This is a genomic window from Zestomonas insulae (genome assembly GCF_016901015.1).
Taxonomy (GTDB): Bacteria; Pseudomonadota; Gammaproteobacteria; order Pseudomonadales; family Pseudomonadaceae; genus Aquipseudomonas; species Aquipseudomonas insulae.
In genome coordinates this window covers 225,766-240,026 of record NZ_JAFEUP010000002.1, presented here as the reverse complement: position 1 = coordinate 240,026, position 14,261 = coordinate 225,766, and the positions used below count along the sequence as shown (strand labels likewise).

Here is a 14,261-nt window from a genome sequence, read left to right as displayed (position 1 = left end):
GAGTCTTAGCTATCCACCTTGAGTACGGCGAGGAAGGCTTCCTGCGGAATTTCCACGCTGCCGACCTGTTTCATACGTTTCTTACCGGCCTTCTGCTTCTCCAGCAGCTTTTTCTTACGACTGACGTCGCCACCGTAGCATTTAGCCAGCACGTTCTTCCTGAGCGCTTTGACCGTGGTCCGCGCCACGATCTGCCCGCCGATTGCTGCCTGGATCGCCACGTCGAACATCTGCCGCGGGATCAGCTCTTTCATCTTCTCGGTCAGCGCGCGGCCTTTGTAGTGGGCTTTGTCGCGATGCACGATCAGCGCCAAGGCATCGACCTTCTCGCCGTTGATCAGCACATCCAGCTTGACCAGATTGGCACTTTCGAAACGATCGAAGCTGTAGTCCAGCGAGGCATAGCCACGGCTGACCGACTTCAGGCGGTCGAAGAAGTCCAGCACCACCTCGTTCATCGGCAGGTCGTAGCTGACCTGCACCTGGCTGCTGAGGAATTGCATGTCGCGCTGCACACCGCGCTTCTCGATGCACAGGGTGATGACGTTGCCCAGGTGCTCCTGCGGCACGAGGATGTTGGCGCGCACGATCGGCTCACGCATATCCTCGACCGACGACAGATCCGGCAGCTTGGACGGGTTATCGACGTAGATCGTCTCACCGTTCTTCATCACCACCTCGAACACCACGGTCGGTGCGGTGGTGATCAGGTCCAGGTCGTACTCGCGCTCCAGGCGCTCCTGGATGATCTCCATGTGCAGCATGCCGAGGAAGCCTATGCGGAAGCCAAAGCCGAGGGCCTCGGAACTCTCCGGCTCGTACTGCAACGCGGCATCGTTGAGGGTCAGCTTCTGCAGCGCTTCGCGGAAATCTTCAAAGTCATCGGAGCTGACCGGGAACAGGCCGGCATAGACCTGCGGCTTGACCCGCTGGAAGCCAGGCAGCACGTCGACGTCCGGGGTACTCGACAGGGTCAGGGTGTCGCCAACCGGGGCGCCATGAATGTCCTTGATACCGGCGATGATGAAGCCCACTTCGCCGGCCTTGAGGTCTTCGGTGGCGGTGTGCTTCGGGGTGAAGACGCCGACACTGTCCACCTGGTGAACCTTGCCAGTGGACTTGACCAGCACCTTGTCGCCTTTCTTGATGCGGCCATGACGCACGCGCACCAAGGAGACCACACCGAGGTAGTTGTCGAACCACGAGTCGATGATCAGCGCTTGCAGCGGGGCATCGATATCGCCGGTCGGTGCAGGGATTACCTCAACCAGACGCTCGAGCACTTCGTCGACGCCCATGCCGCTCTTGGCACTGCAGGCCACGGCGTCCGTGGCATCAATACCGATGATGTGCTCGATTTCGCCCTTGACCTTGTCCGGATCCGCCTGCGGCAGGTCCATCTTGTTCAGGACCGGCATGACCTCGAGGCCTTGCTCGATGGCCGTGTAGCAGTTGGCCACCGACTGCGCTTCCACCCCCTGACCGGCATCGACGACCAGCAAAGCACCCTCGCAGGCTGCCAGCGAGCGGCTGACTTCATAGGTGAAGTCGACGTGCCCGGGGGTGTCGATGAAGTTCAGCTGGTAGGTTTTGCCGTCGCGCGCCTTGTAGTACAGGGTCACGCTGTGCGCCTTGATGGTGATCCCGCGCTCGCGCTCGAGATCCATGGAATCCAGGACCTGGGCCTCCATTTCTCGTTCGCTGAGACCGCCACACATCTGAATGAAGCGATCGGCCAGCGTCGACTTGCCATGGTCGATATGGGCGATGATGGAGAAATTGCGGATATGACTCAGGTCACTCACGGATCGACACTCACAAAGGCCAGGAAGCAGGTTGCCACCGGAAAAATAGCCGGGGATTCTACCTGATCGACGGTCCGCCAGCCACCACCGATAGCCAGACGGCACGCATGAAAAAGGGCGGTCAAGACCGCCCTTTTTGCTTACCGCGCCGTCTATTCGGCCAGTTTGAAGGTAATGAAACTGGCTCGCCCCTCACGCAGCACGCGCATCGAAACCGAGCGATTCTTCGGCAGTGACTGGGCAACCTTGGTGAATTCCTGAATCGAATCGATGGCCTGATTGTTCAGGTGGGTGATCACATCGCCCGGACGCAGCCCGATCAGTGCGGCCGGTCCTTCCAGGACCTCCTTAATGACCACGCCGCCCTTGATGTCCAGCGCCTTCCGCTGCTCGGCGCTCAACTCGGCAACGGTGACGCCCAGGCGATTGCTGCTGCGTTCGGCGCCCGGCACACCACCGGCAACTTCTTCGTCGCCTTCGGCCGGCAGCGTACCCACCGTGACATCCAGGTTCTTGCGCGCACCTTCCCGAACGATCTCCATTGTCGCCTTGGCGCCAGGCTTCAGGCCGCCGACCAAATGCGGCAGATCCGCCGACATGACGATTGGCTGACCATTCAGGCTGAGGATCACGTCACCGACCTGCAGGCCGCTCTTGGCCGCCGGACCGTCTTCCATGATCTGCGCCACCAGCGCACCCGCCGGCTTGTCCAGGCCGAACGACTCGGCGAGGTCCTTGTTCACTTCCTGAATGACCACACCGAGCCAGCCGCGACTGACCTTGCCGTCCTTCTTCAGCTGATTCGACACATCCAGCGCCACGTCGATCGGAATGGCGAACGACAGACCCATAAAGCCGCCAGAGCGGGTGAAAATCTGCGAGTTGATGCCGACCACTTCGCCATTCAGGTTGAACAGCGGACCTCCAGAGTTACCGGGGTTGATCGCCACGTCGGTTTGAATGAACGGTACATAGCTCTCGTTGGGCAGGCTGCGACCCTTGGCGCTGACGATACCGGCGGTCACCGAGTGATCGAAGCCGAACGGCGAGCCAATGGCCAGCACCCACTCGCCGACTTTGAGGGCGTCCGACTTGCCGAGCTTGACCGTGGGCAGGTCCTTGCCTTCAACCTTGAGCAGCGCCACGTCGGTGCGCGGATCGGCGCCGATCAACTTGGCCTGCAGCTCGCTGCGATCGGACAGGCGCACGATGATTTCATCGGCGTCGGCCACCACATGGTTGTTGGTGAGGATGTAGCCGTCCGCCGAGATGATGAAGCCCGAGCCCAGCGACTGCGCCTCGCGCTGACGCCCACCGCCGCCCGGATTGCGCGGCCCCTGCGGCATGTTGCGCTCGAAGAACTCACGGAACATCGGCGGCAGCCCCTCCAGATCGGGCATCTGCGCACTCGATACGCGCTCTGGCACCTTCTGTCGCGTACTGATGTTCACCACCGCTGGCGCCGCCTGCTCTACCAAGGGGGTAAAGTCCGGCAGTTGAGCATTCGCCACCAAAGCCTGACCGAGCATTAGCAGCCCAGCCACTACAGACAAGCAGGATTTCAGTCTCACAGACATACCACTCCCCGTTATTTCGAGCGAAGTAGACTCACGGCAGGCCGGCCGACCCGGTGAGCAGCGCGCGCAGCACGATCGGCTGCGACGCTGGGTTATTCGCCAGGCGATGGCTGTGCCAGCGCACGACGAACGCGGCCAGGACGAGACCGCCCAAGCCGAAAAGAATAATCAGAGGTTCTGTCAGGGCCAAGCACTTTGCCAGTACGGCCGCACCGATCAGCGCCAACAACGGCAGCAGATAGACCAGGAGCGAGGCGCGCACCAGCAACTGCTCGTCCACGCCGATCACCACCGCATCACCCACTGCCAGACGGAGATCGCTGAGCGCGCGGACATGACCTCGGTCACGCCCGACACCCAGCTTGTCCAGCATGCCCTGGCCACAACCGGCGTTCGCCGCACAGGCGGAACAGGTGCTTTTACGCAAGGTCTCGACCCAGACTGCGCCGGACTCGACCCCAACCACCCGCCCGCTCTCTTCGATCATGGCGTGGCTTGTGCGACACCAGAGCGCATCGATAACGCCACCCGCTCGGCGGTCCCCATGGGGATCTCACCAACCACGGTGACCATCACGTCGCCATCTTTGGTCGACATGCGTTTGGAAACCGCCACGGTAGGACCGAGCTGGCTGCGCGCATCTTCGACTGCGGCGCCACGCAACGGCTCAAGGAATACGGAGAAACGCGCCAGCCCGTCGCCGTACATCAGGCAAGCCACCGGCTCTTTGGAAATGGCACTTTTGCGCTCGAGGACATTGTTCAGGCTGAAACCGGGCGGCAACCAATCCGATCGCCAGGCATCGGACTGCCCTTTCGCGGCCTCGACCACCTGCAGCGGCTTGCAGCCCGCGCCTGCTTTCAGCTCACTTTCATCCGGAGCCTTCAGCTCGACAGTGGAGAACTGGAAGCGCTCAAGCAGCTGCCCCTTCTCGTTGAGCAGCAACGATTTCAGCAACAGGCCGGTTTCGCGATCCAGATGCAGCTCGAAGCCATAGCGATGCTGATCACGCGGCATGACCGCCAACACCACGGCAGAACGCCCAGCCACACGGGACTCACCCATCAACCGCAAGTCATACCATTCCATCAGCTGCTTGGGATCGAAGGCACGCGCAGGCCATTCCTGCCCCGCTGCGACCTGATCCTCCAGCGCACCATTGACGCACTCGGCGCGCCCGTCCACCAGAGCGACTTCACGCGCCGCACCATCCAGCTGCAACAGCCGCTCGCGGACCTTGCCGGCCTCGTCGACGCGATGCCAGATCGCATGAGTGGAGAAGCTGCCGCTGCGCTGATAGATAAACGCGCCTTCAAAGTTCTGAGTGCGCTCCGCCTCGGTCATGCGGAGCAGCCAATCCTGAGCGTCGGCGGCGTGGACCGGCTGCACCAGCCAGCCACCGAGCAGAAAGGCAAGAGAAATGGCGCGCATGTTGTTCCTTACTTAGCGACCTTCCAGACTGGCGGCACGGGCATAAGGCAGCGCCCCTTCGGCGGCGTTACCGCTCATCGCGGCCTGCTGTGCATGCTGGCGCAGATAGGACGGCAGACGCTGCTCTTGCCAGGTCGGGCCACCCTGTACCGGGGCACTCATGGACGGCGCCGGAGCGGACTCCATGCCTTCACTGCTGTAGCCGGCCAAGACTGCCGAGCCTTGTACCGCCGGCGTCGTCACCGAAGACGGCACTTGCTGCGCCAGTTGCGGACCGGCAACGTCGCTCTGGTTGTAGAACCGCACACCCGCCAGGACCGCCAGGGTCACCGACGCGGCGATCGCGACACGGCTGAACAGACGCATCCGATGGCTGGCCTGCTGCGGGGTGGCTGCCACCTGGTGCGGCGCTTCGTTAGCCAGGGCCGCCGAGACGGAAGCAGCGATATCCAGACGCGGCTCCAGCAGCTCTTTATGCATGACCGCCCGGGCAATCTGAAAACGCGACCACTTGTCACGCAGCTCAGAATCGTCAACGGTGCTCAGCACACGGCGCAACTCCAATTCATCCGCTTCGTTATCCATCACCGCGGACAGCGATTCATGCAGGGCTTCACGACTCATGGCGTTCCTCTCTTGGCTTTCGCCGCTGTCTCAGGCTTCCTGCAACAAGGGCTGCAGGGTTTTATCAATGGCTTCGCGAGCCCGGAAGATGCGGGAGCGCACAGTACCGACCGGGCACTGCATGACGCTGGCGATATCCTCGTAACTCAACCCGTCGAACTCGCGCAGGGTCAGGGCCGTGCGCAAATCTTCAGGCAACTGCTGAATGGTGCGGTGGACCGCGCTTTCGATCTCGTCCCGCAGCACCAGTCGCTCGGGAGACTCGATGTCCTTGAGGGAGTGATCGCCCTCGTAGAACTCCGCATCTTCCGCACTCACATCACTGTCTGGCGGGCGACGGCCGCGCGACACCAGATGATTCTTCGCCGTGTTGATGGCGATACGGTACAGCCATGTATAGAAGGCACTGTCACCGCGAAAATTGGCCAGCGCGCGATAGGCCTTGATAAAGGCCTCCTGAGCAACGTCCTGGGCCTCATGGGCGTCGTGCACGAATCGCACTATCAACCCGAGAATCTTGTGCTGATACTTCAGCACCAACAGATCAAAGGCCCGCTTATCGCCACGCTGTACACGTTCGACCAGCTGCTGATCATCTTCCTGGGTTAGCATGAACTCTCCTCAATGGGCTCGGAGGGCTGCAGACCCGGCAAGTTGATCGCCTTGCCAGAATAGACTCGAGTCCCGCGCAAAAGTTCTCCCCCCAAGCAAAGCTTCCTGCAGATTACTTTCGACACCGCACGAAACAACGCAACACGGCCTCGCGGCAATGTTGCGTGAATAAATTCGTTTCTCTATGACAGCGCGACCACGGAAAAGATCGGTCGCCCTCGCCAGCAGAAGTCACCGAGCATCGCGATGACCTCTTATGGAACATCCTAGACCGGGAAAGTTCCGGAGTGCGGTTACTGTTATAAGCCACGCTATTGTGCCGCCGCCCCCCTCTATATACTAGGGACCGCTCTTCCGCGGGACTTCGGCATGAATCAACACTTTCAACATGACGTTCTGGTCATCGGCAGCGGTGCCGCCGGCCTGACGCTGGCCCTCACCCTCCCCTCCGAGCTGAGCATTGCCGTGCTGAGCAAAGGCGATCTGGCCAACGGCTCGACCTACTGGGCGCAAGGCGGGGTCGCCGCGGTGCTGGACGACACCGACACCGTCCAGTCGCATGTCGAAGACACGCTGAATGCCGGCGCCGGCCTGTGCCGCGAAGACGCCGTGCGCTTCACCGTCGAACACAGCCGCGAAGCCATCCAATGGCTGATCGACCAGGGCGTGCCGTTCACCCGCGATGAAAACACCTCCCCGGACGACGCCGGCTTCGAGTTCCACCTGACCCGCGAAGGCGGCCACAGCCATCGGCGCATCATCCATGCCGCCGACGCCACTGGCGCGGCAATCTTTAACACCCTGCTCGCCAAAGCCAAGCAGCGCCCGAACATCGAACTGCTGGAGCAGCGCGTCGCCGTCGACGTGATCACCGAGCGACGGCTCGGCCTGGACGGTGATCGCTGCCTGGGCGCCTATGTGCTCAATCGCACCAGCGGCCAGGTCGACACCTACCAGGCGCGCTTCGTGGTGCTCGCCTGCGGCGGCGCAGCCAAGGTCTACCTCTATACCAGCAATCCGGACGGCGCCTGCGGCGACGGCATCGCCATGGCCTGGCGCGCCGGCTGCCGGGTGGGCAACCTGGAGTTCAACCAGTTCCACCCGACCTGCCTGTATCACCCGCAGGCCAAGAGTTTCCTGATTACCGAAGCGCTGCGCGGCGAAGGCGCGCTGCTCAAGCTACCGAACGGTGAGCGCTTCATGCCGCGCTTCGACCCGCGCGCCGAACTGGCGCCGCGCGATATCGTCGCGCGCGCCATCGACCACGAAATGAAGCGCCTCGGTGTCGATTGCGTGTACCTGGACATCAGCCACAAGCCGGCAGACTTCATCAAAAGCCACTTCCCGACCGTCTACGAGCGTTGCCTGACGTTCGGCATCGACATCACCCGCCAGCCGATTCCGGTCGTCCCGGCGGCGCATTACACCTGTGGCGGAGTGGTCGTCGACCAGCACGGACGCACCGACGTTCCAGGCCTGTACGCCATCGGCGAGACCAGCTTCACCGGCCTGCACGGCGCCAACCGGATGGCCAGCAACTCGCTGCTGGAATGCTTCGTCTACGGCCGCTCGGCCGCGGCGGACATCGTCGCGCAGCTGCCGCAAGTGAGCATGCCCGGCGACCTACCCGGCTGGGATGCCAGCCAGGTGACCGACTCGGACGAGGACGTGATCATTGCGCACAACTGGGACGAGTTGCGGCGCTTCATGTGGGACTACGTTGGCATCGTGCGCACCGACAAGCGTCTGCTACGGGCCCGCCACCGCGCGCGCCTGCTGCTGCACGAGATCGACGAGTTCTACAGCAACTACAAGGTCAGCCGCGATTTGATCGAATTGCGCAACCTGGCCCAGGTCGCCTACCTGATGATCCGCTCGGCGCAGAAGCGCAAGGAATCACGCGGCCTGCACTACAGCCTCGACTATCCGGAGCTGCTGCCGGAAGCCACAGACACCATTCTCTCCCCGCACTGACCCGCAAGCTCACCACGGCGCCGACCAGCGCTGGCGGCTGAACTTCAGGCGCACCCGCAGGCGCCGGTGGCTATCCACCGGCAAGGCATCACGGGGAATGCACAGCGAGCGCACCCGCCGTTCGTCGCGCAAGCGGAAGCGCAGCACCACCAGCCAAGGCAGCGCCAGGCTATCGGGACGCAGCTGAACCGCTTGCCAGCCGTCGCGCGGACGCCAGAGCTGCCAACCGGCCCCGTCATGGCGCAAGCCACGAAACTGCCCGCTGTCGCGCAGCAGCACCTGCCGCGGTAACGTCCAGGCGGCGTGCGTCAGACACAGCGCCACGCCCAGAACAGCCAGCCAGATCGGCACTTGCGCAGCGAGCAGCGCTACCCAGGCCAACGCCTGCAGCGCGAGGTAGGCCGCCAACAGCAGCCGAGAGGGCTGCCAGCGGCACTCGAAGAGCTTACTTGGGTTGGACACGGTCCAGAATCATGCGAACCATGCGGCGCAGATCCGGATCTTCCGGCTCTTCACGCTGCATGAACCAGCCGAACATGTCCTGATCCTCGCAGCTCAGCAGCTTGCGATAGCGTTCCTGGTCGTCGGCAGGCAGGCTCGGATACACCTCGCGCACGAACGGCACGAGCAGCACGTCCAGCTCGAGCATGCCGCGCCGGCTGTGCCAGAAGAGTCGATTGAGTTCAGTTTGGTCAGCCATCGGCGGGCTCCTTCAAATAGAGCGGCAGTATACCGGCCCACTCACTCGCCGCCACCCGCTGACAAGCCGAGGGCCGCGGCTCTATGATGGCGCCCTAACTTTCTTCCAGCGATTGCCAATGGCCGACTCCGCATTCTTCTGCCCTCTGACTCACGAGGGCATTTTCGCCGTCCGCGGCCCCGAGGCCGCCAAGTTCCTCCAGGGTCAGCTGACCTGCAACCTCGATTACCTGAACGCCAGCCAGAGCAGTCTCGGCGCCCGCTGCACGTCCAAGGGCCGCATGCTGTCGAGCTTCCGCATCCTGCCGGAAGGCGACGGCTACCTGCTGGCGCTGGATGCGCCGCTGGTCGAGGCGCAGCTGGCCGACCTGAAGAAGTACGCGGTGTTCTCCAAATGCAGCCTGGCCAACGAAAGCGCCCAGTGGGTGCGCTTCGGTCTGAGCAGTGGCGATAGCGTGCTGCCGGGGCTCGGCCTCGAACTGCCGGCGGGTGACGGCACGATCACCCGCGCCAACGGCCTCCTGGCCATTCGTCTGAGCGATGGCCGCCTGGAGCTCTGGGCGCCCGCCGGCGAGGCCGAGTCCCTGCACCAGCGCCTGCAGGCGCAACTGCCGGAAGCACCGCTGAACGACTGGCTGTTTGGGCAGATTCGCGCCGGGATCGGCCAGGTCGTCGGCGCGACCCGCGAGCTGTTCATTCCGCAGATGCTCAATCTGCAGGCAGTCGGCGGCGTCAGCTTCAAGAAGGGCTGCTACACCGGCCAGGAAATCGTCGCGCGCATGCAGTACCTCGGCCGCCTCAAGCGCCGTCTATACCGCCTGAGCCTGAGCGAAGGCGATGCGCCGCTGCCGGCCACCGAACTGTTCTCTCCAGTGCACGGCAGCAGCGTCGGCGAGGTCGTCCTCGCGGCGCGCGGTGCGCAAGGTAGCGAGCTGCTGGCGGTGCTCCAGGAAGATGCCGTCAGCGACGGCCGCATCCACCTCGGCAGCGCCGAGGGGCCGCAGCTCGCCCTGCTTGACCTGCCGTACACGCTCGATCGCGATCGCGAAATCCAACGCTGACCCCCATTCGACCGAAGTCCCTATTAGAGATCGCCCATGAGCAAGCTCGCCGAAAAAGTACAAGAGGAACTGATCCAGGCCATCAACAACGATGAACTGGTGCTGCCGACCCTGCCGGAAGTGGCCCTGCGGGTGCGCGAGGCAGCGGAAGACCCGGATATCAGCATCCCGGCACTGAGCAAGGTGATCGGCAACGACGCGGCGCTGACCGCGCGCATCATCAAGGTGGTGAACAGCCCGCTGCTGCGCACCAACCGCGAGATCACCGACCTGCAGATGGCGATCAGCCGCCTGGGCATCAACTACACCTGCAACCTGGCCACCGGCCTGGCCATGGAGCAGATGTTCCAGGCCACGTCCGACGTAGTCGACCGCAAGATGCGCGAAGTGTGGAACAAGAGCACCGAAATTGCCGGCATCTGCCACGTACTGTGCAAAAGCTACACGCGCCTGATGCCCGACCAGGCGACCCTCGCCGGCCTGGTGCACCAGATCGGCGTGCTGCCGATCCTCACCTACGCCGAGGACCACAACGCCCTGCTGTCCGACTCGATCAGCCTCAACCACGTGATTGAGCAAATTCACCCGGTGATCGGCGACAAGATCCTGCGCGCCTGGGAATTCCCCGAGCAGATCACCCTGGTGCCCAGCCAGTACCTGGACTTCCAGCGCAACTCGGCCAAGGCCGATTACGTCGACATCGTCCAGGTGGCCACCCTGCAAAGCTACCAGGGCAGCGAGCACCCGCTCACCCAGCTCGACTGGAGCCAGGTGCCGGCGTTCGCCAAGCTGGGCATCGACCCGAGCCTCGACATGCACGCCGACGAAGACCTCTCCGCCGCCATGGAAGCGGCCATGAGCATGCTGCAGTAACAAAGAAGGCGTTTTGATATCAAGGAATTTGCCCCTAGACTGAAGCTGTCGGTCCCGGGGCAAATTGCATGCGTTCACTCCTCCTCCTGCTCAGCCTGCTGTATGGCGGTCTCGCACTGGCCGACGACATCCAGCTATCCAATGGTGACTGGCCGCCCTACCTCGGCGAACACCTGCCCCACCAGGGCGTCGCCTCGCGCATCATTAACGATGCCTTCGCCTCGCAAGGCATCGACGTACAGTGGAAGTTCTATCCCTGGGCCCGTGCGCTGCACCTGGCCGAGCGCGGCGAACTCGCCGGCAGCGCCGTCTGGCTGCGCAGCAAGGAACGCGAGGACCAGTTCTTCATCAGCGAGCCGGTGATCGACAGCCGCTACGTGCTGTTCTACCGCAAGGACCATCCGGTCGACTGGCGCAACGTCGACGACCTCGCCGGCCTGCGCATCGGCGCCACCAATGGCTACGACTACGGCGCCGCCTTCCAGCAGGCCGAAGCCGAGGGGCGCCTGCAGATCAGTCGGCAGACCAGCGACGAGCTGGGGCTGCGTCAACTGCTGGCCGGACGGATCGACGCCCTGCCCCTCGACCAGGTGGTCGCCTACGCCCTGCTCAACCAGCACTTCAGCGCCGCCGAGCGGGCGCAGATCGGCTTTCATCCGCAACCGCTGCGCAGCGACAGCCTGCACCTGCTGCTGTCGCGCCAGGTCGCCGGCAACGCCGAGCGCATGGCGCGCTTCAACCAGGGCCTGGCGCAACTGCGCAGCAGCGGGCGGGTCGCGCAGTACCTGCGGGAAGTCGAACAGTCGCTGTCGCTCGCCCCCTGAGCCGGCTCGACAGCACGTCGCCGTTTCACGCAAGCTCCGCGCACGGGCAATGCCCGGCAACCTCCCACCGGACTGGAGCAACAGAATGATTGGTTACGTGACACTCGGCGTTCGCGACATGGACAAGGCCAAGGCGTTTTATGGCGAACTACTCGCCGATCTGGGCGCCAAAGTGGTAGTGGACCTGGGCCGCCTCGCCCTGTACGGCGTCGCGCCGGGCCAGCCGATGTTCGGCATCTGCACCCCTTACGACGGTGCGCCGGCACAGGCGGGCAACGGCACCATGATCGCCCTGACTGCCGCATCCACCGAACAGGTCGACGCGCTGCATGCCAAGGCGCTGGCCCTCGGCGCCACCGACGAAGGTGCCCCGGGACACCGCATGCCGACTTTCTATGGCGCCTATGTGCGCGACCTGGACGGCAACAAACTGGCCTTCTTCAAGGGCAAGTAAGCGCTACCGCCGGCCGCGCCACCGCGCGACCGGCGCACCCACCGAGTCAGGAGGACCTGCGTGATACTTCGCATGCTGTTCCGCCCCCTCACCCTCCTGCTGCTCGCCCTGCTGCTCGCCCTGCTGCTCGCCGCCTGCAGCCGCATCGACCTCGCCTACCGCAACCTCGACCGCCTGAGCATGTGGTGGATCGACGACTACCTCGACCTCAACGCCGAACAGAAAGCCTGGCTGATGCCGCGTCTGCACGACGACCTCGACTGGCATTGCCGCACCGAACTGCCGCGTTACGTAGCCTGGCTGGATGCCCAGCGCGGTCTGGTGCAGCGCACGCCCCTGCAAGCAGACCAGATCGAATCCCAGTTCGACGCCCTCGACCGCGCGATGCAGGCGATCGCCGTGCGGATCACGCCGGGCAGCATCGAACTGCTGCGCGGCCTCGACTCGGCACAGGTCGCCGGCCTGGCCGAGCGCTTCGACGAAGATGTGCGCAAGTGGCGCCGCGAATACCTGATACCGACCCCGCAAGAGCAGATCGACAAACGCAGCGAATTGATGGAGAAGCGCCTGCGCCCGTGGTTCGGCACGCTCAGCGCGGCGCAGCGCCAGCGCGTGGCGGACTGGGCCCGCGAAGCCAATCCACGCACGCCGATCTGGTTGGCCAACCGCCGCCAACAGCAGCAGCACCTGCTGACACTGCTCGCCACGCGCTCGGCCGCGGACTTCCCGCAGCAACTGACCCTCCAGCTGCAGCAGCCGGAAAGCCGGTGGAGCGAAGACTACCGCCAGGCGTACCAGGCCAGCCGCCGCGACCTCGCGACGCTACTCGCTGACCTGGTGAACAGCGCCAGCGCCGAACAGCGCACGCGCCTGGTCGAACAGTTCGGCGAACTGCACGACGACCTGCAGAGCCTGGATTGCCAGCACTGAGCGCGACGCGAACTAGCCGACCAGCTCCGGCACCCGCCACTCGATCGGCGCCAGGTCGTGCTGCACGAGGAACTTGTTGGTGCGGCCGAAGTGGCCGTTGCCGATGAAACCACGGTGCGCCGACAGCGGCGACGGGTGCGGCGACTTGAGGATCAGGTGCTTGCTCGGGTCGATCAGGCGCGCCTTGCTCTGCGCGTGATTGCCCCACAACAGGAACACCAGATGCGCCTGGTGCTGACTGACCACTTCGATCACCCGGTCGGTGAACGGCTGCCAGCCGGCCGCCGCGTGCGAGCCGGCGTTGGCCTGCTCGACGGTCAGCGAGGTGTTGAGCAGCAGCACGCCCTGCTCCGCCCAGCTCTGCAGGTAGCCATGCGCCGGCGCGTCGATGTTCAGGTCGCGCTTGAGCTCCTTGTAGATGTTCTGCAGCGACGGCGGCACCGGCACCCCGGGCTGTACCGAGAAGCACAGGCCGTGGGCCTGACCAGGGCCGTGGTAGGGGTCCTGACCGATGATCACCACCTTAACCTGATGCAGCGGCGTGGAGTTCAGCGCATTGAAGATCAACGGCCCGGGCGGAAAGATCACCTTGCCGGCATTCTTCTCGCGCAGCAGGAAGGCCCGCAGCTCGTGCATGTAGGGCTTGGCGAACTCGTCGCGCAGCGCGTCTTTCCAGCCCGCTTCGAGCTTGATGTGGTCGTCGTTGGCAGTGGTCATGGCGCACCTGATTGGAAATGGCTGCGGCACCCTAGAAAAGCCCGCCGGCCTTGTCAATCGAGGCGTCGACGCGCGCCGTCTGATGCGCCGCCATCACCGTGGTCGATGCTGGTTGCCCGCGCGCGGCGCGCGGCGAATGCTGAGGTTTCACGCCCTGTCACGGAGCCCGGCACATGGACAGCCCCCGCACGATTACCCGCGAATTCCTCGAGCAGGCCCTGGAGAACTCGCCGTTCGCCCAGCTCATCGGCTTCCAGCTGACCGGCTTCGCGCCGGGCAAGATCAGCATGGAAGTGCTGCCGCGCCGCGAGCTGACCCAGCACCACGGCTACGTGCATGGCGCGGTGGTCGGATTCATGATCGACAGCGCTTGCGCCTGGGCCGCCGCCTCGCTGGTCGGCGACGTGGTCACCTCGGAGTACAAGGTCAACCTGCTGGCACCGGCGCTCGGCGATAAGCTGATCTGCCGCAGTGAGGTGATCAAGGCCGGGCAGCGCCAGGTAGTGACCCGCGCCGACGTGCTCGCCCTGCGCGACGGAGAGGAAAAGATCATCGCCACCGGTCTGGCCACCATCGCCCGGGTCTGAGCCGCGCTGCCGGAGCGGCGTGACAGTTCACCGCCCCGGCATGGTCATCCTGCGTTAGGCTGTACTCCGATACCCCCGACATCGGAGCCCGGC

General features: G+C 64.1%; 16 protein-coding genes. 7 read left to right on the top strand and 9 right to left on the bottom strand.

The genetic code is table 11. From position 1 onward, the window contains the following. Nucleotides 1-5: 5 nt before the first annotated feature. The 6 genes from lepA to rpoE form a co-directional block, all read right to left on the bottom strand. On the bottom strand, nucleotides 6-1,805 hold the full coding sequence (gene lepA, locus JQX08_RS06805) for a translation elongation factor 4 (RefSeq protein WP_204915534.1): 1,800 nt from the start codon (nucleotides 1,803-1,805) through the stop codon (nucleotides 6-8). Nucleotides 1,806-1,957: 152 nt separating this feature from the next. Further along, nucleotides 1,958-3,382: a DegQ family serine endoprotease gene (locus tag JQX08_RS06800; protein WP_204915533.1), complete on the bottom strand. Its 1,425-nt coding sequence runs from the start codon at nucleotides 3,380-3,382 to the stop codon at nucleotides 1,958-1,960. Nucleotides 3,383-3,413: 31 nt separating this feature from the next. Beyond that, nucleotides 3,414-3,869: a SoxR reducing system RseC family protein gene (locus JQX08_RS06795; RefSeq protein WP_204915532.1), complete on the bottom strand. Its 456-nt coding sequence runs from the start codon at nucleotides 3,867-3,869 to the stop codon at nucleotides 3,414-3,416. Then, nucleotides 3,866-4,813, bottom strand: a complete 948-nt coding sequence (locus tag JQX08_RS06790) for a MucB/RseB C-terminal domain-containing protein (RefSeq protein WP_204915531.1) — start codon at nucleotides 4,811-4,813, stop codon at nucleotides 3,866-3,868. The genes JQX08_RS06795 and JQX08_RS06790 overlap by 4 nt, the downstream gene beginning before the upstream one ends. 12 nt (nucleotides 4,814-4,825) lie before the next feature. Next, nucleotides 4,826-5,437, bottom strand: coding sequence for a sigma-E factor negative regulatory protein (locus tag JQX08_RS06785; RefSeq protein WP_204915530.1), 612 nt, complete (start codon nucleotides 5,435-5,437; stop codon nucleotides 4,826-4,828). Nucleotides 5,438-5,467: 30 nt separating this feature from the next. Next, on the bottom strand, nucleotides 5,468-6,049 hold the full coding sequence (gene rpoE / locus JQX08_RS06780; protein WP_204915529.1) for an RNA polymerase sigma factor RpoE/AlgU: 582 nt from the start codon (nucleotides 6,047-6,049) through the stop codon (nucleotides 5,468-5,470). Nucleotides 6,050-6,418: 369 nt separating this feature from the next. On the opposite strand from rpoE, the gene nadB reads away from it, so the two are divergent. Continuing rightward, nucleotides 6,419-8,023, top strand: coding sequence for an L-aspartate oxidase (nadB, locus tag JQX08_RS06775; protein ID WP_204915528.1), 1,605 nt, complete (start codon nucleotides 6,419-6,421; stop codon nucleotides 8,021-8,023). A 9-nt stretch (nucleotides 8,024-8,032) separates the two neighbouring features. On the opposite strand, the gene JQX08_RS06770 is transcribed toward nadB, so the two are convergent. Both JQX08_RS06770 and JQX08_RS06765 read right to left on the bottom strand, forming a co-directional pair. Beyond that, complete coding sequence (locus tag JQX08_RS06770; protein WP_204915527.1) at nucleotides 8,033-8,485, bottom strand: protein YgfX; 453 nt, start codon at nucleotides 8,483-8,485, stop codon at nucleotides 8,033-8,035. Beyond that, nucleotides 8,469-8,723 (bottom strand): FAD assembly factor SdhE, encoded by a 255-nt coding sequence (locus JQX08_RS06765; RefSeq protein ID WP_204915526.1) that lies wholly within the window; start codon nucleotides 8,721-8,723, stop codon nucleotides 8,469-8,471. Before JQX08_RS06765 ends, JQX08_RS06770 begins: the two co-directional genes overlap by 17 nt. A gap of 118 nt (nucleotides 8,724-8,841) precedes the next feature. Between JQX08_RS06765 and ygfZ the strand changes: the two genes are divergently transcribed. The 5 genes from ygfZ (at nucleotide 8,842) to JQX08_RS06740 (ending at nucleotide 12,864) form a co-directional block, all read left to right on the top strand. Then, nucleotides 8,842-9,783, top strand: coding sequence for a CAF17-like 4Fe-4S cluster assembly/insertion protein YgfZ (gene ygfZ / locus JQX08_RS06760; RefSeq protein ID WP_204915525.1), 942 nt, complete (start codon nucleotides 8,842-8,844; stop codon nucleotides 9,781-9,783). A 36-nt stretch (nucleotides 9,784-9,819) separates the two neighbouring features. Further along, nucleotides 9,820-10,656 carry an HDOD domain-containing protein gene (locus tag JQX08_RS06755; RefSeq protein ID WP_204915524.1) on the top strand — a complete coding sequence of 279 codons (837 nt, stop codon included), beginning with the start codon at nucleotides 9,820-9,822 and terminating at the stop codon, nucleotides 10,654-10,656. Nucleotides 10,657-10,724: 68 nt separating this feature from the next. Then, nucleotides 10,725-11,480 carry a substrate-binding periplasmic protein gene (locus tag JQX08_RS06750; RefSeq protein WP_204915523.1) on the top strand — a complete coding sequence of 252 codons (756 nt, stop codon included), beginning with the start codon at nucleotides 10,725-10,727 and terminating at the stop codon, nucleotides 11,478-11,480. Between the two features lie 85 nt (nucleotides 11,481-11,565). After that, on the top strand, nucleotides 11,566-11,934 hold the full coding sequence (locus JQX08_RS06745) for a VOC family protein (protein WP_204915522.1): 369 nt from the start codon (nucleotides 11,566-11,568) through the stop codon (nucleotides 11,932-11,934). Nucleotides 11,935-11,994: 60 nt separating this feature from the next. Beyond that, the gene (locus JQX08_RS06740) at nucleotides 11,995-12,864 is read left to right on the top strand and encodes a DUF6279 family lipoprotein (protein WP_204915521.1); all 870 of its coding nucleotides are present in this window, start codon (nucleotides 11,995-11,997) and stop codon (nucleotides 12,862-12,864) included. Nucleotides 12,865-12,876: 12 nt separating this feature from the next. Here JQX08_RS06740 and ung read toward each other — a convergent pair whose 3' ends face one another. Continuing rightward, on the bottom strand, nucleotides 12,877-13,581 hold the full coding sequence (gene ung / locus JQX08_RS06735) for a uracil-DNA glycosylase (protein ID WP_204915520.1): 705 nt from the start codon (nucleotides 13,579-13,581) through the stop codon (nucleotides 12,877-12,879). Nucleotides 13,582-13,754: 173 nt separating this feature from the next. Here ung and JQX08_RS06730 point away from each other — a divergent pair, with 173 nt between their 5' ends. Further along, nucleotides 13,755-14,168, top strand: a complete 414-nt coding sequence (locus JQX08_RS06730) for a PaaI family thioesterase (RefSeq protein WP_204915519.1) — start codon at nucleotides 13,755-13,757, stop codon at nucleotides 14,166-14,168. The last annotated feature ends 93 nt before the right edge of the window (nucleotides 14,169-14,261 follow it).